The organism is Bradyrhizobium jicamae (assembly GCF_018130695.1).
GTDB classification, from domain to species: Bacteria; Pseudomonadota; Alphaproteobacteria; order Rhizobiales; family Xanthobacteraceae; genus Bradyrhizobium; species Bradyrhizobium jicamae_B.
In genome coordinates this window covers 169,472-191,452 of the sequence record NZ_JAFCJX010000006.1, presented here as the reverse complement: position 1 = coordinate 191,452, position 21,981 = coordinate 169,472, and the positions used below count along the sequence as shown (strand labels likewise).

25 protein-coding genes and 1 tRNA gene are annotated in these 21,981 nt (G+C 64.5%); 19 read left to right on the top strand and 7 right to left on the bottom strand.

Annotated features, from left to right (window positions below; genetic code table 11):
* The first annotated feature begins 9 nt into the window (after positions 1–9).
* From JQ604_RS10800 to JQ604_RS10760, 9 genes are all read left to right on the top strand, one after another.
* Positions 10–1,089 (top strand): NAD(P)H-dependent flavin oxidoreductase, encoded by a 1,080-nt coding sequence (locus JQ604_RS10800; RefSeq protein ID WP_212356511.1) that lies wholly within the window; start codon positions 10–12, stop codon positions 1,087–1,089.
* 344 nt (positions 1,090–1,433) lie between these two features.
* Complete coding sequence (gatC, locus tag JQ604_RS10795) at positions 1,434–1,721, top strand: Asp-tRNA(Asn)/Glu-tRNA(Gln) amidotransferase subunit GatC (protein WP_212356508.1); 288 nt, start codon at positions 1,434–1,436, stop codon at positions 1,719–1,721.
* Between the two features lie 25 nt (positions 1,722–1,746).
* Entirely contained in the window at positions 1,747–1,986 is a 240-nt protein-coding gene (locus JQ604_RS10790) for a hypothetical protein (protein WP_212356505.1), read from the top strand.
* Positions 1,983–3,458, top strand: coding sequence for an Asp-tRNA(Asn)/Glu-tRNA(Gln) amidotransferase subunit GatA (gene gatA / locus JQ604_RS10785; protein WP_212356502.1), 1,476 nt, complete (start codon positions 1,983–1,985; stop codon positions 3,456–3,458). Before JQ604_RS10790 ends, gatA begins: the two co-directional genes overlap by 4 nt.
* Before the next feature lie 3 nt (positions 3,459–3,461).
* Positions 3,462–3,740, top strand: a complete 279-nt coding sequence (locus JQ604_RS10780) for a hypothetical protein (protein WP_212356451.1) — start codon at positions 3,462–3,464, stop codon at positions 3,738–3,740.
* A 147-nt stretch (positions 3,741–3,887) separates the two neighbouring features.
* Entirely contained in the window at positions 3,888–5,240 is a 1,353-nt protein-coding gene (locus JQ604_RS10775; protein WP_212356940.1) for a patatin-like phospholipase family protein, read from the top strand.
* Positions 5,241–5,331: 91 nt separating this feature from the next.
* Entirely contained in the window at positions 5,332–6,816 is a 1,485-nt protein-coding gene (gene gatB, locus JQ604_RS10770) for an Asp-tRNA(Asn)/Glu-tRNA(Gln) amidotransferase subunit GatB (RefSeq protein WP_212356448.1), read from the top strand.
* Positions 6,817–8,294: 1,478 nt separating this feature from the next.
* Positions 8,295–8,561 (top strand): hypothetical protein, encoded by a 267-nt coding sequence (locus tag JQ604_RS10765; RefSeq protein ID WP_212356445.1) that lies wholly within the window; start codon positions 8,295–8,297, stop codon positions 8,559–8,561.
* A gap of 111 nt (positions 8,562–8,672) precedes the next feature.
* Positions 8,673–8,909: a hypothetical protein gene (locus tag JQ604_RS10760; RefSeq protein ID WP_212356442.1), complete on the top strand. Its 237-nt coding sequence runs from the start codon at positions 8,673–8,675 to the stop codon at positions 8,907–8,909.
* Positions 8,910–8,940: 31 nt separating this feature from the next.
* Here JQ604_RS10760 and JQ604_RS10755 read toward each other — a convergent pair whose 3' ends face one another.
* From JQ604_RS10755 to JQ604_RS10745, 3 genes are read right to left on the bottom strand one after another with little or no spacing between them, the layout of a single operon-like run.
* Positions 8,941–9,111, bottom strand: coding sequence for a hypothetical protein (locus JQ604_RS10755; protein ID WP_212356439.1), 171 nt, complete (start codon positions 9,109–9,111; stop codon positions 8,941–8,943).
* A 36-nt stretch (positions 9,112–9,147) separates the two neighbouring features.
* The gene (locus JQ604_RS10750) at positions 9,148–9,327 is read right to left on the bottom strand and encodes a hypothetical protein (protein WP_212356436.1); all 180 of its coding nucleotides are present in this window, start codon (positions 9,325–9,327) and stop codon (positions 9,148–9,150) included.
* A gap of 34 nt (positions 9,328–9,361) precedes the next feature.
* On the bottom strand, positions 9,362–9,550 hold the full coding sequence (locus tag JQ604_RS10745) for a hypothetical protein (protein ID WP_212356433.1): 189 nt from the start codon (positions 9,548–9,550) through the stop codon (positions 9,362–9,364).
* Positions 9,551–9,796: 246 nt separating this feature from the next.
* Here JQ604_RS10745 and JQ604_RS10740 point away from each other — a divergent pair, with 246 nt between their 5' ends.
* Together JQ604_RS10740 and JQ604_RS41845 are read left to right on the top strand one after the other, a co-directional pair.
* Positions 9,797–10,210 carry a hypothetical protein gene (locus tag JQ604_RS10740; RefSeq protein WP_212356431.1) on the top strand — a complete coding sequence of 138 codons (414 nt, stop codon included), beginning with the start codon at positions 9,797–9,799 and terminating at the stop codon, positions 10,208–10,210.
* Positions 10,211–10,303: 93 nt separating this feature from the next.
* Positions 10,304–10,429 carry a hypothetical protein gene (locus tag JQ604_RS41845; RefSeq protein WP_283817976.1) on the top strand — a complete coding sequence of 42 codons (126 nt, stop codon included), beginning with the start codon at positions 10,304–10,306 and terminating at the stop codon, positions 10,427–10,429.
* 214 nt (positions 10,430–10,643) lie between these two features.
* Here the strand turns inward: JQ604_RS41845 and JQ604_RS10735 are convergent.
* Both JQ604_RS10735 and JQ604_RS10730 read right to left on the bottom strand, forming a co-directional pair.
* Positions 10,644–10,737 (bottom strand) — tRNA-Ser (locus tag JQ604_RS10735).
* Between the two features lie 296 nt (positions 10,738–11,033).
* Positions 11,034–13,238: a lytic transglycosylase domain-containing protein gene (locus tag JQ604_RS10730; RefSeq protein WP_212356428.1), complete on the bottom strand. Its 2,205-nt coding sequence runs from the start codon at positions 13,236–13,238 to the stop codon at positions 11,034–11,036.
* Between the two features lie 294 nt (positions 13,239–13,532).
* On the opposite strand from JQ604_RS10730, the gene dapA reads away from it, so the two are divergent.
* From dapA to JQ604_RS10710, 4 genes are all read left to right on the top strand, one after another.
* The gene (gene dapA / locus JQ604_RS10725; RefSeq protein WP_212356425.1) at positions 13,533–14,423 is read left to right on the top strand and encodes a 4-hydroxy-tetrahydrodipicolinate synthase; all 891 of its coding nucleotides are present in this window, start codon (positions 13,533–13,535) and stop codon (positions 14,421–14,423) included.
* Positions 14,424–14,471: 48 nt separating this feature from the next.
* A complete protein-coding gene (gene mscL, locus JQ604_RS10720) occupies positions 14,472–14,885 on the top strand; it encodes a large conductance mechanosensitive channel protein MscL (protein ID WP_212356422.1) in 414 nt (137 codons plus the stop codon).
* 1 nt (position 14,886) lies between these two features.
* Positions 14,887–15,360 carry an SsrA-binding protein SmpB gene (smpB, locus tag JQ604_RS10715; protein WP_212356419.1) on the top strand — a complete coding sequence of 158 codons (474 nt, stop codon included), beginning with the start codon at positions 14,887–14,889 and terminating at the stop codon, positions 15,358–15,360.
* A gap of 122 nt (positions 15,361–15,482) precedes the next feature.
* A complete protein-coding gene (locus tag JQ604_RS10710) occupies positions 15,483–16,064 on the top strand; it encodes a peroxiredoxin (RefSeq protein WP_212356416.1) in 582 nt (193 codons plus the stop codon).
* Here JQ604_RS10710 and JQ604_RS10705 read toward each other — a convergent pair.
* Positions 16,061–16,720: a uracil-DNA glycosylase gene (locus tag JQ604_RS10705; RefSeq protein ID WP_212356412.1), complete on the bottom strand. Its 660-nt coding sequence runs from the start codon at positions 16,718–16,720 to the stop codon at positions 16,061–16,063. The genes JQ604_RS10710 and JQ604_RS10705 overlap by 4 nt on opposite strands.
* Positions 16,701–17,339 (bottom strand): NYN domain-containing protein, encoded by a 639-nt coding sequence (locus JQ604_RS10700; RefSeq protein ID WP_212356409.1) that lies wholly within the window; start codon positions 17,337–17,339, stop codon positions 16,701–16,703. Before JQ604_RS10700 ends, JQ604_RS10705 begins: the two co-directional genes overlap by 20 nt.
* A gap of 357 nt (positions 17,340–17,696) precedes the next feature.
* Here JQ604_RS10700 and rpoZ point away from each other — a divergent pair, with 357 nt between their 5' ends.
* The 4 genes from rpoZ to acpS all read left to right on the top strand — a co-directional run bounded on the left by rpoZ (position 17,697) and on the right by acpS (position 21,814).
* Positions 17,697–18,089 (top strand): DNA-directed RNA polymerase subunit omega, encoded by a 393-nt coding sequence (rpoZ, locus tag JQ604_RS10695; protein ID WP_212356407.1) that lies wholly within the window; start codon positions 17,697–17,699, stop codon positions 18,087–18,089.
* 223 nt (positions 18,090–18,312) lie between these two features.
* A complete protein-coding gene (locus tag JQ604_RS10690) occupies positions 18,313–20,601 on the top strand; it encodes a RelA/SpoT family protein (RefSeq protein ID WP_212356404.1) in 2,289 nt (762 codons plus the stop codon).
* A gap of 26 nt (positions 20,602–20,627) precedes the next feature.
* Positions 20,628–21,401 (top strand): pyridoxine 5'-phosphate synthase, encoded by a 774-nt coding sequence (locus JQ604_RS10685; RefSeq protein WP_212356401.1) that lies wholly within the window; start codon positions 20,628–20,630, stop codon positions 21,399–21,401.
* Entirely contained in the window at positions 21,398–21,814 is a 417-nt protein-coding gene (gene acpS / locus JQ604_RS10680) for a holo-ACP synthase (protein WP_212356398.1), read from the top strand. The genes JQ604_RS10685 and acpS overlap by 4 nt, the downstream gene beginning before the upstream one ends.
* The last annotated feature ends 167 nt before the right edge of the window (positions 21,815–21,981 follow it).

Genomic DNA, 21,981 nt, shown 5'->3' with positions numbered 1-21,981 from the left:
ATAACAACCATGTGGCCTGACCGTCGATTGATCGACCTCTTCAAGTCCGAATTCCCGATCGTGCTGGCGCCGATGGCCGGCGTGATGGATGCGCAGCTGGCGATTGCGGTGGGAGAGGGCGGCGGCGTCGCGTCGCTGCCGTGTGCGATGATCTCCGCGGAGAAGGCGCGCGAGCAGGTCCAGGTCGTCCGGCAGCGCGTCAAGTCATCAATCAATCTGAACTTCTTCACCCACACGCCTGTCGATGCCGATCCGGCGCGCGAGGCGGTCTGGCGCAAGCGGCTCGCGCCTTACTTCCGCGAGCTCGGGCTCGATCCGGATGCGCCGATCAATGCCGCCAACCGCGCGCCGTTCGATGCCGCGTTCTGTGCGGTGGTCGAGGAGCTGAAGCCGGAGATCGTCAGCTTCCATTTCGGGCTGCCGGAGCCAAAACTGTTGCAGCGGGTGAAGGCTGCAGGCGCCATCGTGATGTCGTCGGCGACGACGGTGCGGGAGGCGATCTGGCTGGAGGAGAACGGTGCGGACGTCATCATCGCGCAAGGCGCGGAAGCCGGCGGTCATCGCGGCATGTTCCTGACCGATGTGATCGCCGAACAGCCCGGCACCTTCGCGCTGGTGCCGCAGGTGGTCGATGCGGTGAAGGTGCCGGTCATCGCGGCGGGCGGCATCGCCGATGGACGCGGGATTGCGGCAGCGTTCGCGCTGGGCGCCGCCGGCGTGCAGATCGGCACGGCCTATTTGCGCTGTCCGGAGTCCACGGTTGGTCCCGCCGCGCGCGTCGCGCTGGCGCAGGCCAAGGACGATACGACAGTTATCACCAACGTCATGACCGGGCGGCCGGCGCGTGGCGTGCCCAACCGGGTGATGCGTGAGATCGGACCGATCGCGGCCGAGGCGCCGTCATTCCCGCACGCGGCAACGGCGCTCGGACCGCTGAAGACCGCGGCCGAGAAGCAGGGCAAGGTCGATTTCACCAATCTGTGGGCGGGGCAGGCGGTACGGATGGGTCGCGAGATGCCCGCGGCGGAGCTGACCCGGGCGCTGGCCGGCGCCGCGCTGGCGCGCTTCAGCGCGCTGGCGGGCGGCTAGACGGCTTGCTGCTCGCTTCAGGCGAGGCAGGCCAGATAGACGATGGCGACGCCGAGTGCGGCGCCGATGGACCAGATGGCAGGGTCCCAGCCTTCCCGCTCGCGGGAGGTTTCGAGGGTGGACATGACGCGCTCCGAATTCTTTTGATTGGCAACGAGTAAGCGCCGCCAATGTTTCCGGACGACTGCGTCGAGGGCCGAAAATGGTTTCGTTGCGGGGGTCTGCCGCCCAAAATGCCGGGCGGTGGCCCGGTTTTAGGGCCCGGATACCGGCCGGGCCGCGGTTGCGGTGCAAAACCGGCGTCTGCTATACGGGCTGAATTCTCACGCCCGAGGCCCTATATAATGTCCGTCGACGCCACGACCGTCCGCCGCATCGCGCATCTGGCGCGGATTGCGGTCAGCGACACTGAGGTTCCCCATCTGCAGGGCGAGCTGAATGCGATGCTGGCCTTTGTCGAGCAGCTGTCGGAGGTCAATGTCGAGGGTGTCGAGCCGATGACCTCGGTGACGCCGATGGAGATGAAGAAGCGCCTCGACGTCGTCAACGACGGCGAGATCGCCGACGACATCGTCGCCAATGCGCCCGATACCGCGGACCATTTCTTCATGGTGCCGAAAGTCGTCGAGTAACTCTTTATTCTGGGACGAATGTCCGATGTGTCTGCTCTGCGACGATGAGAAGGCCTACAAGGCCTATATGGACTTCCTCGACGCGATGGAGCGGAAGGGCAAGGCTGCCGATCCCAATGAGGCGATCGATGCCGTGCTCGACCAGCTCGAAGCGCTCGATGCCGAACGCGCCAAAGCGAACAAGGCCAATAAGTTTCCTTTGCAAGACGACCCCGCCAACGACAAGACCCTGTCTCCGTTCTTCTGCAGCCCGATCAATAAATGACTGATTTGACATCTCTGACGATCGCCGAGGCCCGTGCGGGCCTGGCGAGCAAGTCCTTCACCGCCACTGAGCTGACCGACGCGCATCTTGCCGCGATGGAGGCTGCGCGCCTGCTCAATGCCTACATCCTGGAGACGCCGGACCGCGCGCGCGAGATGGCGAAGGCGGCCGATGCCAGGATCGCCAAGGGCGAGGGCGGGCCGCTCGCCGGCATTCCGCTTGGCATCAAGGATCTGTTTGCGACCCGCGATATCCGCACCACGGCGTGCTCGAAGATTCTCGGCGATTTCAAGCCGCCGTATGAATCGACCATCACCTCGCAGCTCTGGCGCGACGGTGCGGTGCTGCTCGGCAAGCTCAACAATGACGAGTTCGCGATGGGCTCGTCGAACGAGACCTCGTGCTTCGGCCCCGTCGTCAATCCGTGGCGGCGCGAGGGCAGCAACACGCATCTGGTGCCGGGCGGCTCGTCCGGCGGTTCGGCCTCAGCCGTGGCCGCCTCGCTGTGCATGGGCGCGACCGCGACCGACACCGGCGGCTCGATCCGCCAGCCGGCAGCGTTCACCGCGACCGTCGGCATCAAGCCGACCTATGGCCGCTGCTCGCGCTGGGGCATCGTGGCGTTCGCGTCCTCGCTCGACCAGGCCGGCCCGATCGCGCGCACGGTGCGCGATAGCGCGATCCTGATGCGCTCGATGGCCGGTCATGATCCCAAGGATACGACCTCGGTCGACATCGCCGTGCCCGACTATGAGGCCTCGATCGGCAAGTCGGTGAAGGGCATGCGGATCGGCATCCCCAAGGAGTACCGGCTCGACGGCATGCCCGCCGAGATCGAAAAACTCTGGAAGGACGGCGCGGACTGGCTGAAGGCGGCCGGTGCCGAACTCGTCGAGGTCTCGCTGCCGCACACCAAATACGCGCTGCCGGCCTATTACATCGTGGCGCCGGCGGAAGCGTCCTCCAACCTCGCGCGCTACGACGGCGTGCGCTATGGCCTGCGCGAGGGAGGCCGGAACATCATCGACATGTATGAGAGCACCCGTGCCGCAGGCTTTGGCGCCGAGGTGCGCCGCCGCGTCATGATCGGCACCTATGTGCTGTCGGCAGGTTATTATGATGCCTACTATCTCCGTGCGCAGAAGGTGCGGACGCTGATCAAGAAGGACTTCGAGGACTGCTTCGCCAAGGGCGTCAACGCGATCCTCACCCCCGCGACGCCGTCGGCGGCGTTCGGCGTCGGCGAGAAGGGCGGCGCTGATCCGGTCGAGATGTATCTCAACGACATCTTCACGGTGACCGTGAACATGGCCGGCCTGCCGGGCATTGCGGTGCCGTCAGGGATGGACGCGCAGGGCCTGCCGCTCGGCCTGCAGCTGATCGGCCGCCCGTTCGACGAGGAGACGCTGTTCTCGCTCGGCGAAGTGATCGAGCAGGCGGCCGGTCGCTTCACTCCGTCCAAATGGTGGTGAGTGATGGCGGAGTTCCGCGCCAGTCTCGCTGAGGCCGCGCCGGACACAACGCTGTCGCCACAGCTCCGCGCGCTGTGGTGGGCCGCCAAGGGCGATTGGGATCAGGCGCACAAGATCGTCCAGGACGAGGACGATGCGAACTCCGCCTGGGTGCACGCCTATCTGCATCGCGTCGAAGGCGACCTCGGCAATGCCGGGTACTGGTATCGCCGCGCCGGCCAGCCGGTCGCAAAGGATACGCTCGAGGCCGAGTGGGAGCGGATCGTCAGCGCGCTGCTGTGAACGCGGCAACACTGCGACAATTAACCGTGATGGTTCCGCCATCTCGCCGCCTGAATTGCCCGCGATAGCCTTGTCGGGAACCGGGGGCGGGGGCCAGCGGCAGAGTACGTTGTGCGTGTGGGTTTGAGGGCGTGGCTGTCGGTCATCATGACGGCCGTGGTCGCGGCGGGACTTTCGGGATGCGCGACCTATAATCTTCCCGGCAATGCGCCGCTTTCCGACGCGCTGGCCGAGGCGACATCCCGCGACATTCCGACTTACGACGATGATGTGCTGCTGGCGCTCTCGTTCTCCGGCGGCGGCACGCGCGCGGCGGCGTTCTCCTTCGGCGTGCTGAAGGAGCTCGATCGGGCGCATGCCGCTTCTGGGCAGGGCAAGTCGCTGCTCGACCGTGTCGACTTCGTCTCCGGCGTGTCGGGCGGATCGATCACCGCGGCCTATTTCGGCCTGAAGAAGCGCGCCGCGCTCGATGACTTCCGCGAGCGCTTCCTGTTGCGCAATGCCGAGGAGGCGCTGAAGACCCAGCTGTCGCCAGGCAATATCGGCCGCGCGCTCGGCGGCGGCATCAACGACCATCAGTTCACCGACTGGCTCGACCGCAATTTGTTCGACGGCGCGCGCTTCGACATGCTGCCCGAGAGCCGGCGGCCGCGGGTCTGGATCAACGCCTCCGACATCTACAACCGCACGCCGTTCGTGTTCGGCAAGACCGCGTTCGACGCGCTGTGCAGCGACATCCGCTCGTACCGCGTTGCCGAAGCCGTTGCGGCCTCCGCCGCGGTGCCGCTGGCGTTTGCGCCGATCGTGCTGGAGACCTATCCCGGCGGTTGCAACACTCCGCTGCCGCCCTGGCTCGATCGCGTGCGGCGCGATCCGAATGCGCAGCCGCTGCTGCGCTCGTTTGCGGAGGCGCAGGCGCGCTACCGCGACGGCTCGATGAAGTATGTGAAGCTGCTCGATGGCGGCCTCGTCGACAATTACGGTCTGTCCGGCCTCAGCATCGGCTTGCTGGCGGCGCAGCGTCCGTATGAACCGCTCACCGAGCGGCAGGCGGTGAAGCTGCGCCGTGTGCTGTTCCTGGTCGTCGATGCCGGCCGCGGCATCTCCGGCGACTTCGTGCAGACGCTGGAGGGACCGAACGGCGTCGAGCTGGTGTCGGCCGCCGCCGATACCGCGATCGATGCCAGCGTGCGCTCGAGCTACGCGGCCTTCTCGGCGCTGGCGGAAGACTGGAACGGCAAGCTGAAGCGCTGGCGCTGCGGCCTGTCGGCGGCCGAGCGCGCCCGGCTCGGCGTCTCCGGCGCCTGGAGCTGCGGCGATGTCACCTTCTACGTCGAGCGGCTCAGCTTCGATCAGCTCGGCGCCGCGCGCGCCGGCGAATTGAACGCGATCCCGACCCGGTTCTCGCTGCCGGCCGAGCAGGTCGACCTCCTGATCTCGGGCGGGGGCGATGCCTTGCGGCTCAGCAAGGCCTATCAGTCGTTCCGGCGCGGGCTTTGAGGCACTTGGTGCCCTGATCTCCGGCTTGACTGGGAGGAGCGGTTGCGCGAAGCCCAAGGTCTCCCAGATATCAATGCGGATACCGAGAGCCATGAACGCACCTGCCGCTCCCCATAAACTGATCAAAGGCGCAACCGGCGACTGGGAAGTCGTGATCGGCATGGAGATCCACGCCCAGGTCACCTCCAATTCAAAGCTGTTCTCGGGCGCCTCGACTGCGTTCGGTGGTGAGCCGAACACCCATGTCTCCCTCGTCGATGCCGCAATGCCGGGCATGCTGCCCGTGATCAACGAGGAGTGCGTCCGCCAGGCGGTGCGCACCGGGCTCGGGCTGAACGCCAAGATCAATTTGCGTTCGGTGTTCGACCGCAAGAACTATTTCTATCCGGACCTGCCGCAGGGCTACCAGATCAGCCAGTACAAGTCGCCGATCGTCGGCGAGGGCGAGGTGCTGGTCGAGCTCGACGGCGGCCGCAGCGTCACGGTCGGGATCGAGCGGCTGCATCTGGAGCAGGACGCCGGCAAGCTGCTGCACGATCAGTCACCGACCATGACCCAAGTCGACCTCAACCGCTCCGGCGTCGCGCTGATGGAGATCGTCTCCAAGCCCGACATCCGCGATGCCGAGCAGGCCAAGGCCTATGTCAGCAAGCTGCGTTCCATCCTGCGCTATCTCGGTACCTGCGACGGCGACATGGAGAAGGGCAACCTGCGCGCCGACGTCAACGTGTCCGTACGCAAGCCGGGCGGGCCGCTCGGCACGCGCTGCGAGATCAAGAACATGAACTCGGTCAACTTCATCGGCCAGGCGATCGAGTACGAGGCGCGGCGCCAGATCGAGATCATCGAGGAGGGCGGCGCGATCGACCAGGAGACGCGGCTGTACGATCCGAACAAGGGCGAGACGCGCTCGATGCGCTCCAAGGAGGAGGCGCACGACTATCGTTACTTCCCCGATCCGGATCTCTTGCCGCTCGAGTTCAGCCAGGCCTTCGTCGACGATCTCAAGGCGCATCTGCCGGAGCTGCCGGACGAAAAGAAGTCCCGTTTTATTACGGGACTCGGTCTGTCGCCCTATGACGCGAGCGTTCTGGTCGCCGAGCGCGAGAGCGCGGACTTCTACGAGACGGTGCTGTCAGGTCTCGCCGACAGAGCGCGCGACGGCAAGCTCGCCGCCAACTGGGTGATCAACGAGCTGTTCGGTCGGCTGAACAAGGAAGGTCACGACATCACATCCTCGCCGGTGTCGGCAGCGCAGCTTGCCGCGATCGTCGACCTGATCGGCGAGGGAACGATTTCCGGCAAGATCGCCAAGGACTTGTTCGAGATCGTCTGGCAGGAAGGCGGCGATCCGCGCGCGCTCGTCGAAGCGCGTGGCATGAAGCAGGTCACCGATCTCGGCGCGATCGAGAAGGTGGTCGACGCCATCATCGCCGCCAATCCGGACAAGGCAGCAGCGGTGAAGGACAAGCCGCAGTCGCTCGGCTGGTTCGTCGGCCAGGTGATGAAGTCGTCGGGCGGCAAGGCGAACCCGCAAGCCGTCAACGACCTCCTGAAGTCCAAGCTCGGCATCTGAACGCACGCGAGAGACGATCGTTGCATCGTCTCTCCAACATGTCCTGACGTTCATGTTGACGCGCATCGCGCGTCACCGGCACCGCTCCGACACCGTCACGACGTCCATCGCGCCCGAATCGCCGGTTGCGCGATTCGGTGCCAAAATCCGGTTTTGGCCAGCGCGGATGCGACCAAAGCGGCTTACCCACGAAAATTTTTTCGTTGCCAAAAATCCCGACTCAGCGTCGGCGGCGCGCCGCTTTCCGGCAATCGCGTCGACTCACGCGCGTCGTGCTCGCACATCGCGCGGCAAAACCGGAATGCAGGAATCACCTTGAATAAAGGCATTTCCTGCGATGTTGACAAATGCCGATGTCGGCGGCGTCGGCACTTTTCGCATCGTCGCGCAAACGTGTCGGCGTTTGCTTCGGCGAGGTGCGCTGCATTTGCGGCCATCGCTGCGTCAACACTTCCTTAAGCGAGACGCTGTTTTTTTTGCCGTGTTGGTGTATTCGGGATGTCGTGCATCTCGATCCCGAGTGCACGCGACGAAGTAGAGCCATCTCACACACACTGGAGGGCAACATGGCTAAGAAGGCAAAGAAGGCGAAGAAGGCGAAGAGCGCAGTGAAGAAGACTGCGAAGAAGACCCGCAAGGTCGCCAAGAAGAAGAAGTAACCCTCTCGCCTTTGAGAGGATTGCCGGCGGCTTGATGCCGGCACGTCACGCGGGCCTTCGGACGATCTGCTGAGAGGCAGCTGCCCCGGAAAGCCCAAGTCGACGAAAGAGGGTGTCGGCGAGACATCAGGTCAAACGGCTGGATCGACTTTCGGAACGAGCTTGCTCTTCCAAACCGGTCCGGCAGAAGAAACGAGAGGTTTCTTCGTTCGGTGCGGATCCGGCTTTGGCTCCGCAGTTTCACCGGCGCAAATGCCTTAAGTGAAATCTGGTCCTGACGTGTTCGCCGACGCCCTCGTCCCCGCGCCCCGCGGTGGTTGGACGACATTCATTCCCCCCACAATCTGATCCGGAATGCTTGCAGGCCGACCGGCCTCGCTTTCCCATGACGTGGCGTCCGACGATCGGGCTGCCAGGGCAGGCGAAGCGCGCTTGTCCGTGGTGCGACGTGCCGCGTCCACCCCCCGATGCCGACCATCCGCGCCTCCCGCGGCCCAGGCGTTTGTCGGCAATGGTTATCGTTGTCCGAAAACGCGAGGGTAAACCGATCTTCACGAATGACCAGAAGTGCCTGTGCCGCAGGGCTTTCTGCGATTCCCGGAACCGCGCGCCGCGCGCCGATTTACATCCCGTTCATCGCGATACTTAAATCGCTCTTCAAATTTGATGGGTCATGATCATCCCAACAAGCCGGCCAACGGCGAGGCGCATGATCGCCAAAAAATTGGCGATCAGCGCGAGGGGACAAGGCGATATCAACAGTGGACGGGGGCCGCGCTCGGGGGAGGGCGGTCAACAATAAAAAGGGGAGTTGCGACAATGTTTCAGGGGTTCATCGATCAGGACGCGGCCATTCCGGTTGCCGCCACCGCCATCCAGGACGTGCTGTTCGAGCGCGGTCTGTATTGGGCCAGCGGCCGCTCCGGCGTCGTCAATCTGGTCGCCGCGCACAAATGGTTCAACCTCGCTGCCCTAAAGGGCCGGGCTGACGCGATCGCGATGCGTCGCGAGGTCGCCGAGCAGATGTCTGAGATCGAGATCTCCGCCGCCCAGCGCGAAGCCCGCGCCTGGATGATCACGCACTAAGATCCGACGGGCGGCATATCGTTGCCGCCGATTTGAACGGGCGTAACACGGTTCCAGCTTGTGGCGCCGTGGCCCTCGCATCACATCAACCGGACAACCGGAACAGATGCGATGCGTCTCGCCTTGAGCCTCGGTTTATTGGTCATGCTGTGGAGCGTCGTAGCTGACGCCGCCACGGTGCATCATCCGCGCGGGCGTCAACACGTCATCGCGCGTTCCGCTCAAGAGCCGTTCTCCCGTCCCGACGACGCCGTGGTGCCGCCGGGCTGGTACAAGTTTCCGGGCCACAAGCCGATCCCTCCCGAGGAGAACAGGAATCTCGACCCGTCCAACCGCGGTGGCGCTTGAGCTTTGCGGAGAGGATTTGCCGCGTGGCGGTTCAGCAAACGTAGCGCGGGTTCACCTTGCCCTGCAGGGGAAAGTAGTTCTTGAAGAGCCACTCCCATCCCGCCCGTTCGGCAGGCGAGATGAACCGCGCGCCGCCGGACACGGTGTCCATGTCGGCGGCCGTCAGCTCGCGCGCACCGGCATCGGCTATGCAGTTGCTCATTCCCCGATCTGATCGCGTCATCCTGCACTCCCTGGGTTAGCGGGGCGGGAAGCCGAGGCCGGTCTTCGGCACAAGCGGCTTGTGGAGGTCGTTGATCAGCTTCGCGCCGAGGTCGGCCATGTACTTCTCATAGGCCTTGATCACGATGTCCATCATGGAGCCGCCGCTGGTCTGGTCGAGCTGCTCGATCGAAAGCTCACGCGTATCGTTGGTCATGGGTCTCTCCTGAACTGGCTGAGGGGTCGGATTGTCAGTGGTAAGTGAAGGGAGCCGGCCTTGCGAACACGTCCCTCATCGTCCAGCCGCCGACCGGATACGCCGCCAGCCGGAGCTGGGGTGAAAGGGCGTCTTCGAGCGCGCCGCCGACGACGATGTCGAGCTGCGCCATGTCGATCTGCTCAAGCGACAGGTTGTCGCGACCTGATGTCTTCCTGGTCATTGCCATCTCCCGCGTCTGAAGGAGGGGACCATCCCCTCGCGATCCGTGGCGACAGCTTTAGGACGAGGGGAGCGGCGGCGCGGTGATGGAGATCACACAGCAAGTCCGTGTCGCCGGCGGCATCGCAACGATCGGGAGCAACCGACCGGCCGAAACAAGCGGCGAGGCGGGGACCGGAGCTTGTCAATCTGACCTAAAGCCTGACATATCAATCCAGGCCCGACAGATTCACGCTGTGCGATTTCAATGATCAGGATTCTTTTGCAGATTGTCGGAGGCGTCTGCATCGTCGCCGTCTTCTTCTTCGGGACGCTGTACTACCTGAATTCAAGCGATGCGACATCGCGCGACGCAACGCGGGTCGCGAACGTCAGGCTGCTGAAGAGCGCGCTGGATCGTTATCGCGTGGCGAAGGGGCGGTATCCAGCTCCGTTTCCCGACAACCCGGTCGAAGACTTGAAGCCGGCGCTGGTCGATGGCGGCTTGCTGAAATCCCTGCCCGCCGACCCATCCGACCGTGTCATGAGGTACAGCGTCGGTGGCGGGACTGAGGGGAAGCGCTACGCCTTGAAGGTCCCGCTGGAAACCGGGGACTGCGTAACGGGAATAGGATTCGAGCAGAGCGGCTGGTACGCGCCCGCGCCGCCATGCCCGTTCTGAGCTTCGTCCTTCGTGCGCCGGCGTTGCCAGTTGCAGATGATCTGACCACGTGAAAGGCGCTGACAGGTCCGCTCGTCACTGAAGAGGATGGTGTTGCCAGCGGTCACCGAGCTCGTGCCGTCGCTGTACAACGTGGTGCTTCCGCTCCGCACCGAGCTGCTATCGTCGGAGCTGATCACGGTATCGTCGCTCCAGATCACGCGACTTCCGGAGCGGTGACCCGATAGGCCATCACCGCACTGGATCGAATGCCTCGACGTGAAGCAATTCCGCAATCGATCCTGAGCAGGAGCTTGTGCGGCTGGACGGAGGTGGGCTGTCGCAAAATGCAGACTGCTCGCATGACAACCCCCCGGTTGTCGGGCGATCGTATCGGCTCGCAGGAGAAGGTTAAAAGCGGCTTCGCGCGCGTGAGGCGGCGCATCGCGCCATATGGCGGAGACGGAGGGATTCGAACCCTCGATAGGCCTTTACAAGCCTATAACGGTTTAGCAAACCGCCGCCTTCAGCCACTCGGCCACGTCTCCAATGAGGCCGATATGCCCGACACGGCGGCGCGCCGCAAGCGGCCAATTCAGGTTACGCCAAGGTCATTTAGCGGCGGCTCGGTCCGCTGCGCGCTTTGAGAGGCGGGGCCGTGCCGGCGATGAGGTGCCGAGTCATTATAATCGGCACCCATCCTGGCAGCCTGGAGGGCCTTCTGATGGGGGCGATCCGGCCCTTGTGGCCACCTAAAATGGTGTTGTAGCAAAGACTTACGCCGATTTTTGCACCTTATTGTGCAGTTTTTGCCAGGATCGGTTGAAGGCCGCGGCCGTTGCGGTCACTCGACGCTGGCGCCACGGCGTAGGTCGGCCTCGATCTGCAGCCGGGTGCCGCCGCCGAAGCGGGCGCGGTAGACCTGCAGGTTCTCCATGATCCGCTGCACGTAGTTCCGCGTCTCCGAGAAGGGAATCAGCTCGACCCAGTCGACCGCATCGACCTTGGGGTCGCGCGGATCGCCGTAGCGATCGATCCACTTCTTCACGCTGCCGCGACCGGCATTGTAGGCGGCAAAGGTCAGGATGTAGGAGCCGCGATAATCCTCCAGCAGGCCGCCGAGCTCGGCGGCGCCCAGCATCGCGTTGTAGACCGGATCGGTCTTCATCCGGTTGAGGTCGAAGCCGATGCCGGCGCGCTTGCAGACGTAACGTCCGGCGTCCGGCGTCACCTGCATCAGGCCATAGGCCTGCGCCGGCGAGACCACGGCCGGATTGAACGCGCTTTCCTGGCGCGCGATCGCATAGACGATGCTCGGCTCGACCTCGGGGCCGACCTGGCGGAACGACGGGATGCCGTTGACGGGATAGGCGTAGTGATCGAACGGCAGGCCGCGATTGAGCGCGGACTTGCCCATCAGCAGCATGCCGCGCGCATCGCTGTAGCGCTGGGTCAGCTCGCCGAGGCCGGCCAGCGCTTCGGGATCGCCGTTGTCGCCGAGGTCGCCGAAGATCGGGATCGCAAGGTCGCGCTCGTCGAGTTCGTAAAGCAGCGCGACGGCGCGCACGATCTCGAGCCGCTCGGCGCCGCGGCCGCGCGGTGCGCCGTTCAATTCGATCTGCGGCAGGCCGAGTTTTGCGCGCGCGAGTTGGCCATAGTAGCTGGTCGACTGCTCGGCGGCACGCGTGTACGCGGCACGGGCCTCCTGGCCGCGGCCGGCGGCTTCCGCGGCGCGGCCCTGCCAGTAGCCGGCGCGCGCCAGCGCCGTCGGGTTGGCGCTGCCGACACCGATGCGCGCGAAGTGCTGCGCGGCGACCGCGGGATCGTTGAGGAAGCGTAGCGCGATCCAGCCGGCAGTGAATTCCTGCTCGGTCTTGTAGATGTCGCGGGCGGGCAGCGCCGCATCGCGCGCGATCAGATAGGCGGTGCGGAATTCGTTGGTGTCGATCATCTTGCGCGCCAGCAGGCGCCGCTCGATCCACCATTCGTCGACGTTGCCGAGCCGCGCCGGATCCTTCGGCGCGCCGAGCACCAGCTGTGCGGCCTCGGTGAATTTCTCCTCGCGGCGCAGCAGCTGGATCCTGGCGAAGAGGAAGCCGGTATCGCCGCGCAGTTCGCTCGGCACCGCCTCGATCAACGCGCGCAGATTGCCGCCCTTGCGGTTGGCGGCGACGCGCGCTTTCGCCAGCGCCACGTAACCGGAGCCGAGCCGTTTGGCTTCGCGCATGCCGGCGGCCTCGTTGTCGGTGCCGTACAGCATGGTGTCGAAGCGCGCCTTGTGGTCGCCGCCGGTGAGGAAGGAGCCAAAGGTGTCGAGCACGGTGCTTTCCGTGTCCTCGCTCATGGGATCGCCGCGCCAGGCCTCGCGCACCAGCCGCTCGGCATTGGCGCGGTCGCCGCGCGCGATCATCGCCTTGGCGAGCGCGAGGCGGCCCTTCGCCGAGATCGGCGATTCATTCTCGAACCACGCCCACACCGCGGCGTCCTCGCGGTGATCGTCCCACAGCGCGGCCTCGAGACGGCGGCGCATGAAGGTCTGCGACGGCCAACTCGGATTGGCCGAGATGAAGGCGCGGTAGCGCTCGACGGAGGCGCCATTGTCCTCGGCGCGCAGGATCAGCCATTCGGCGAGCTTGCGTGCGACGGGATCCGAAATCGAGGCTTCGGCCTGGGTGGCGTCGCCGGCCTTGCGCTTGCGCAACAGCGCGATGACGCTTTCCAGCGCTTCCTTGTCCTCTTGCGAGGTGGAGGCGGTTGCAGCTACCGCGGCCGGTGTCACCGGCTTGCGAACGGCGGGTGCGACATGTTTGCGCGTCGCAGGCACCAGCGCCGGCGCGGTGGGCGCAACGGCTGCGGTGGTTTCCGGCGCGCGCGCCGTCGCCACTGGGGCGGCCGTCTTTGGAACCGTGTGGCGGGAGATCGGTCGCGGCTTCGGCAAGGGAACTGTGGCCCAGGCCTCGACGCTCAGCGCCGACAGGCCGACTGTCAGCACAAGACCTGTTGCGATGGCGGTCGATCGCAAGGCGGCTGCGCGGGCGGAACGGGTCACGGCGGTCCTCTGCGGCGTCGAATCATCTGATCGCTCGGGCGAACAGGTTCTTAATTGATGGAATATGTGGACAAAATGCTAAAAAGCGTCGCTGGCCGCCGGTTTGCCGCAACACCGCGGCAAAATCGCGGCTGGGACAGGCGATCCGCGGGCCTTTCGCCGCCCGGTCAGACCCGGTATGAATGGCCTTTCGCGGCGTTTTCCTGCGGGGCGGGGGCCTCTTTCGCGAGCGGAAACGCAAGTTCAGACGAGATCGTCAGTCAGCCGTAAGCCTAGAGCGTTTGGAGGAAGTCCATGGCAGCCAAGACAAAATTCCGGGGGTCCTTCACCGCCTTGGTCACCCCCTTCAAAAATGGCTCGGTGGATGAGGCCGCCTTCCGGAGCCTGGTGAACTGGCAGATCGCCGAGGGGACCCACGGCCTGGTACCGGTCGGCACCACCGGCGAAAGCCCGACCTTGAGCCACGACGAGCACAAGAAAGTCGTCGAATGGTGCATCGAGGAGGTGAAGGGCCGCGTGCCCGTGATCGCCGGCGCCGGCTCCAACTCGACCAAGGAAGCGATCGAGCTCGCCGAGCACGCCGAGAAGGCCGGTGCGAATGCGGTGCTGGTGGTGACGCCCTACTACAACAAGCCGACGCAAGAGGGCATGTACCAGCACTTCAAGGCGATCAACGACGCGATCGGCATTCCGATCATCATCTACAACATCCCGCCGCGCTCGGTGATCGACATGTCGGTCGACACCATGAAGCGGCTGTGGGAGCTGAAGAACATCGCCGGCGTCAAGGACGCCACCGCCAGCATGGTGCGGGTGTCGCAGCAGCGCGCGGCGATGGGCGAGGACTTCAACCAGCTGTCGGGCGAGGACGCCACCATCATCGGCTACATGGCGCATGGCGGTCATGGCTGCATCTCCGTGACCTCGAACGTCGCGCCGCGCCTGTGCTCGGAGTTCCACATTGCCTGGCAGAAGGGGGACACCAAGGCTGCGCTCGCGATCCATGACAAGCTGATGCCGCTGCACAACAACCTGTTCATCGAGAGCAATCCGGCGCCGGTGAAGTATGCGATGTCGCTGCTCGGCAAGCTGGATGAGAAGCTGCGCCTGCCGATGGTGCCGGTCGCCGAGTCCACGCGCGCCGCGGTCCGCAGCGCCATGGTGCATGCCGGTCTGATCAACTGAGGCGGCGCTCGGAATTTCATCGCCACAGGTAATCAAGGGGGGACAACGATGCTCAAGGAATTCCGCGATTTCGCCATGAAGGGCAATGTGATCGACCTCGCGGTCGGCATTGTCATCGGTGCGGCTTTCACCGGCATCGTCAATTCGTTGGTCAACGACATCATCATGCCGATCATCGGCATGCTGGGCGGCCTCGACTTCAACAACTACTTCATCGCGCTTGCCAAGAGCGTGACCGCGACCAATCTCGCCGATGCAAAGAAGCAGGGCGCGGTGCTGGCTTACGGCAGCTTCCTCACGCTGGTTGTGAACTTCATCATCGTCGCCTTCGTGTTGTTTATGGTCATTCGCACGATGAACCAGCTGAAGCGCAAGGAAGAGGCCAAGCCGGCCGAGCCGCCGAAGCCGTCGGCGGAGGTCGTGCTGCTGACCGAGATCCGCGATCTCCTCAAGAAGAGCTAAAGTGGCTGACAAGAACGAACGTCCGATCAAGGTCGTCGCCGAGAACCGCAAGGCCCGCTTCAACTATGCGATCGAGGACACGATCGAGGCCGGCATTTCGCTGACCGGCACCGAGGTGAAGTCGATCCGCTCGGGCAAGAGCACGATCGCGGAGTCCTACGCGGACTCCAAGAACGGCGAGATTTGGCTGATCAACGCCAATATCCCGGAATATCTGCAGGCCAACCGCTTCAACCACGAGCCGAAGCGGCCGCGCAAGCTGCTGCTGCACAAGCGGCAGATCAGCAAGCTGCTCGGCGCGGTCGACCGCGAGGGCATGACGCTCATTCCGCTCAAGCTGTACTTCAACGAGAAAGGTCGTGCGAAGCTGCTGCTCGCGGTCGCCAAGGGCAAGAAGCTGCACGACAAGCGCGAGAGCGAGAAGAAGCGCGATTGGGGCCGCGAGAAGGGCCGTCTGCTGCGGGCGCGGGGCTAAGAAATTGTAGGATGGGTGGAGCGGAGCGATACCCATCATCTCACCACGCGGTGCAAAGGTGATGGGGATCGCTCCGCTCCACCCATCCTACAGCAGTGTTCGCAGCCCTCACGGAGCACGACATGGCTCAACCGAATCTCACTGACGTCGACTGGAGCAAGATCCCGGCGCCCACAGACGATGGCGGCGCGGCGCACCTGAAGGGCTTGACGCTCCCGTCGGTCACGCTGCGCGCGACCGACGATACGTCAGTGACGCTGTCGGCGTTGCAAGGACGGACCGTGGTGTTCGCCTATCCGCGGACCGGCGAGCCCGGCAAGATCGCCCTGGTCGATGATTGGGACATGATCCCCGGCGCCCGGGGCTGCACGCCGCAGACCTGCGCGTTCCGCGACCTCTTCGCCGAGTTGAAGGCGGCCGGCGCGGCCCAGGTGTTCGGCCTGTCGACGCAGAGCAACGCCTACCAGACCGAGATAGCCTCGCGGCTGCATCTGCCGTTCCCGGTCCTGTCGGATGAGCGCCTGCAACTCACGCGTGCGTTGAATTTGCCGACGATGGAGGTTGCCGGGCTGACGCTGATCAAGCGAATGGCGCTGATCATCGACGACGCCCAGATCGCGCATGTGTTCTATCCGGTGTTTCCGCCGGACCGGAATGCAGCCGATGTGCTCGATTGGCTGAAGCTTCATCCACAGAAAAGCTAATCGAGATCCTTCCGCACGTCCGCGAATACGTTTCGGAACATGTCTGTCGTCAGCACGCCTGTGTTCGTATTGTAGCGCGAGCAATGATAGCTGTCGTAGAGCTTGAGGTGACCCGCCATATGCACGGCACCGTGCGCAAAGGGGGCGGCGGCGAGACGAATGCCGAGCGCCCGCAACGCTGATTCGTGGGCGATGCGGCCGAGCAGCACGATGGCGCGCAGCTTCGGCATCGTCGTGATCGTCGCGGTGAGGAATTGCCGGCAGGTGTTGATCTCGACCGGCAGCGGCTTGTTCTGCGGCGGCACGCAGCGCACCGCGTTGCTGATGCGGCTGTCGACAAGCTTCAAGCCGTCGTCAGGCCGCGCCTGATAGACGCCTTTCGCAAATCCATATTCGAGCAGGGTCGCATAGAGCAGGTCGCCGGCGTAGTCACCGGTGAAGGGACGGCCGGTGCGATTGGCGCCTTGCATTCCCGGCGCGAGCCCGACGATCAGGAGGCGCGCGTTGGGATCGCCGAACGACTCGACGGGTGAATTGAACCAGTCGGGATGCCTTGTGCGTGCTTCGGAGCGGAATTCGGCGAGCCGCGGACAGAGCGGGCAGTTGCGGTCAGGTCCGGCTGAAAGCGCGACGAGACTACTCGTCGAATTCGTCATCAGCTCCCCGGGGCGCCATGGTGGTCGCGCGCTGCAGGAATTGCGGAGCGTGATGACGCGCCTCGCGCTCGCGCGGGGCGGGGCGCTCGGACGGATCGCGACCGAGCTTGGACTGCAGTTCTACAAGGTCTGTGAAGACGTCGGCCTGACGGCGCAGCTCGTCGGCGATCATCGGCGGCTGGCTGGCGATCGTCGAGATCACGGTGACGCGGACGCCGCGGCGCTGCACGGCCTCGACCAGCGAGCGGAAGTCGCCGTCGCCGGAGAACAGGATCATCTGGTCGATATGCTCGGCGAGCTCCATCGCGTCGACGGCGAGCTCGATGTCCATGTTGCCCTTGACCTTGCGGCGGCCGCTGGCGTCGATGAATTCCTTGGTCGCCTTGGTGACGACGGTGTAGCCGTTGTAGTCGAGCCAGTCGATCAGCGGACGTATCGACGAATACTCCTGATCCTCGATGATCGCGGTGTAATAGAATGCGCGGAGAAGGGTGCCCCGGCCCTGAAATTCCTTAAGCAGTCGTTTGTAATCGATGTCGAAACCGAGCGTCTTGGCGGTGGCGTAAAGATTGGCCCCATCGATGAAGAGCGCAATCTTGTTGGAGACAGGTGACGACATCAAAGTGTTCTCACGTAGTTGTTAGCGTTTTTAGCGCAGCGGCGACCGACCGCGCGCAATTTGCGTTGCTGCCTAAAGCTCGGTGAATCTTCCCCACGACAATCACCACCGCAATTATGGTGAGGCGAGGGCAAAAAGCCTAGAGTTTTGACATTCAATGAAGAGATTTACTTGTCTGGCGCGGCAACCCGAGCCAATGCCGCCAGACGCTCCGACCATCCTGGTCCCGACAGATTGAGTTATCAGAGCCGAAACGGAAGGCAAATCACAAATTTTGCCTTGCGAAACGGCCCCTGTCCCTATAACTAACCCTGATAACCCACATATTCGGTCCCATTACCCACGGAGCGACTGCAAATGGCTCGCGTCACCGTCGAAGACTGCATTGATAAGGTCGACAATCGCTTCGACCTCGTGCTGCTGGCTGCCCATCGCGCCCGCATGATCTCGTCCGGCTCACAACTTACGGTAGATCGCGATAACGACAAGAATCCGGTCGTTTCCTTGCGGGAGATTGCCGATCAGACGATCTCGCCCGAAGACCTCAAGGAGGAACTCGTGCACTCCCTGCAGAAGTTCGTCGAGGTCGACGAGCCCGAGCCGGACACTGTGCCGCTGATCGGATCGGCCGGCGCCAGCGTCGATGCCGACGACACCGAGGTCGCGGTCGAGCGCATGACCGAGGAAGAGCTGCTGAAGGGCCTCGAGGGCCTGGCGCCGCCGGAAGAGCAGCCCGAGGAAGACGAGTAACCCTGAGCGGGTTCCTGCTGCCATCGCCGAGAAAATCAAAAAGGCCCGGACCTCGCTCCGGGCCTTTGCTTTTGTTGACAATTTTGCGGTTACGATGCGTCTTAGAGAAGACGCGTGAATTTGACCGCGGCATGCGCTCAGATGGGGTGCAGCTCTTGGCAAAAGCGCACTAGATTTGAAGTGAGGGCGGGCTTCCCGGCCCGCCGGAAGAGGCGAATTCAGAATGCCGTATCGGCGCCGCAGTTTCAGCCAGATGCAGGCCGCGACCGAGTCCATCGCGGTGGCGCCGGCATCGCCTGCGGTGGAGCGGCCGCCGAAATCCCGCGCCCGGATGATGCGGCAATATGACCTTGTCGAGCGGGTCCGCTCCTATAACCCCGACACCAACGAAGACCTGCTGAACCGCGCCTATGTCTACGCCATGAAGGCGCACGGCACCCAGACCCGCGCCTCCGGCGACCCCTATTTCTCGCATCCGCTCGAGGTCGCGGCGATCCTGACCAACCTCAAGCTTGACGACGCCACCATCGTGGCGGCGCTGCTGCACGACACGATCGAGGACACCGAGGCGACGCGGGCGGAGATCGACCACGTCTTCGGCCACGAGATCGGCGCGCTGGTCGAGGGCCTGACCAAGCTGAAGCGGCTCGAGCTGGTCTCGCGCGAGGCCAAGCAGGCCGAGAACCTGCGCAAGCTCCTGCTGGCGATCGCCGACGACGTCCGCGTGCTCCTGATCAAGCTCGCCGACCGCCTGCACAACATGCGGACCATGGAGTTCATGCCGCCGGCCTCGCGCCGCCGCATCGCCGACGAGACGCTGGACATCTACGCGCCGCTGGCGGGGCGCATGGGCATGCAGGAGATGCGCGAGGAGCTGGAGGATCTGTCCTTCAACGTGCTCGATCCCGAGGCCTATGCGGTGGTGCAGCAGCGGCTCGATGCGCTCGCTGAGCGCAACCGCAACCTGATCGGCGAGATCGAAACCCAGCTGTCGAAGAACCTGGCCAAGAACGGCATCACCGCGCGGGTGTTCGGCCGCCGCAAGGCGCCGTTTTCGATCTGGACCAAGATGGAGCGCAAATCGGTCGGCTTCGAGCAGCTGTCCGACATCTACGGCTTCCGCGTCATCCTCGACGATATCGGCGCCTGCTACCGGGCGCTCGGCGTGGTGCATACCACCTGGCCGGTCGTGCCCGGCCGCTTCAAGGACTACATCTCGACGCCGAAGCAGAACGATTATCGCTCGATCCACACCACCGTGATCGGCCCCGGCAAGCAGCGCGTCGAGCTGCAGATCCGCACCGAGGACATGAACCAGATCGCCGAGTTCGGCATCGCCGCGCACGCCATCTACAAGGAAGGCACGGGCTCGCCGAACGAGCGGCTGAAGCACGAATCCAACGCCTTCGCCTGGCTGCGCCATACCATCGGCATCCTGTCCGAGAGCGCCAATCCGGAAGAGTTTCTGGAGCACACCAAGCTCGAGCTGTTCCACGACCAGGTGTTCTGCTTCACCCCGAAGGGCAAGCTGATCGCGCTGCCGCGCAAGGCCAATGTGATCGACTTCGCCTATGCGGTGCATACCGGCGTCGGCAACAGCGCGGTCGGCTGCAAGATCAACGGCAAGTTCGCGCCGCTGTCCTCGGAGCTGCAGAATGGCGACGAGGTCGAGGTGCTGACCTCGAAGGCCCAGTCGGCGCCGCCGTCGGCCTGGGAGGCGCTCGCGGTCACCGGCAAGGCGCGCGCCGCGATCCGCCGTGCCACCCGCGACGCGGTGCGCGACCAGTATGCCGGGCTCGGCCGGCGCATCGTCGACCGCCTGTTTGCCCGTGCCAAGATCGAATATGCCGACGACAAGCTGAACGGCGCGCTGCCGCGGCTGGCGAGGACCTCGATCGAAGAGGTGATGGCTTCGGTCGGACGCGGCGAATTGAAGGCCTCCGACGTCGCGCGCGCGATGTATCCGGACTACAAGGAAGAGCGGCTGGTGCGCTACGGCGCCAAGAAGGCGGCCGCCGCCAAGCTGAAGACCCAGCCGCCGCATCCGGCGCGCGCGGCCTCCGTAATCCCGGTGCGCGGCATCAATTCCGACCTGCCGGTCAAGTTCGCGCCGAACGGCGGCGCCGTGCCGGGCGACCGCATCGTCGGCATCGTCACGCCGGGCGAGGGGATCACGATCTACCCGATCCAGTCGCCGGCGCTGAAGGATTTCGAGGAAGAGCCGGAGCGCTGGCTCGACGTGCGCTGGGATATCGACGAGACCATGCCGCAGCGCTTCCCGGCGCGGGTGCTGGTGCACAATGTCAACGAGCCCGGCAGCCTCGCGCAGATTGCGACCGTGATCGCCGAGCATGACGGCAATATCGACAACATCCACATGTCGCGCCAGTCGCCCGACTTCACCGAGCTGACGATCGATCTCGAGGTCTATGACCTCAAGCACTTGAGCGCTATCATCGCTCAGTTGCGCGCCAAGGCCGTCGTGGCGAAGGTCGAGCGCGTCAACGGGTGATATCAGTCAATCGTCGCGAGTCCGAAATGTCCAAAGCTCCGCCGCTGCGCCTTGGCGTCAATGTCGATCACATCGCAACGCTGCGCAACGCCCGCGGCGGCGCGCGGCCCGATCCGGTGCGCGCGGCGCTCGCCGCGATCGAAGCCGGCGCTGACGGCATCACCGCGCATTTGCGCGAGGACCGCCGCCACATCCGCGACACCGACATGGCGCGGCTGAAGGCGGAGATTTCAAAGCCGCTGAATTTCGAGATGGCGGCGACCGACGACATGCTGCGGATCTCGCTCGCGACCAGGCCGCATGCGGTGTGCCTGGTGCCGGAGCGGCGCCAGGAATTGACCACCGAGGGCGGGCTCGACGTGGTCGGCCAGCACAATGCGCTGGCGCCCTATATCGCGCGGCTGAACGATGCCGGCATCCGCGTCTCGCTGTTCATCGCCGCCGATCCGCGCCAGATCGAGATGGCGGCCAAACTGAAGGCGCCGGTGATCGAGATCCACACCGGCGGCTGGTGCGACGCCGTGGTCGACGGCCACAAGGACAAGGCCGAGGCGGAGTGGACGCGCATCGTCGAGGGCGCGAAGCTCGCGCAGGCCGCCGGCCTTGAGGTCCACGCCGGCCACGGGCTCGACTACGACACCGCCGAGACCATCTCGGCGCTGCCGGAGATCCGCGAGCTCAACATCGGCTACTTCATGGTCGGCGAGGCGCTGTTCGTCGGTCTGCCCGCCACCGTGCGTGACATGCGCGCGGCGATGGAGCGCGGGCGCAAGCGCCTGGAAGGCGGCACGCCCGCATGATCATCGGCATCGGCTCCGACCTGATCGACATCACCCGCATCGCCAAGGTGATCGAGCGCCACGGCGAGCGTTTCCTCGAGCGCATCTTTACCGATGCCGAGCGGGCCAAGGCGATGCGCCGCGCCAACAACGAGAAGATGGTGGTCGCGACCTACGCCAAGCGCTTTGCCGCCAAGGAGGCCTGTTCCAAGGCACTTGGCACCGGGATCCGGCGCGGGGTCTGGTGGAAGGATATGGGGGTGGTGAACCTGCCGGGCGGACGGCCGACCATGCAATTGACCGGCGGGGCGCTGGCGCGACTCAAGGAGCTGACGCCCGAGGGGATGGAGGCGCGGATCGACCTCTCGATTACGGACGATTGGCCGCTGGCGCAGGCCTTCGTCATAATTTCGGCGGTCGCCCCGGGCAAATGAGCGGGCTGCCGGCCGGGGTGCGTCCAGGATTCAAGGAAAAACTAAAAATCATTGGTTTTTCAATGAATTATGAAGTTTTGACACGGCCATTGATTGCGCGCCCCCCAACAACCGTCTAAAACGCCGCAGGATTTGACATCGAGCGAGACGCGAATTCGGGCTTTCCG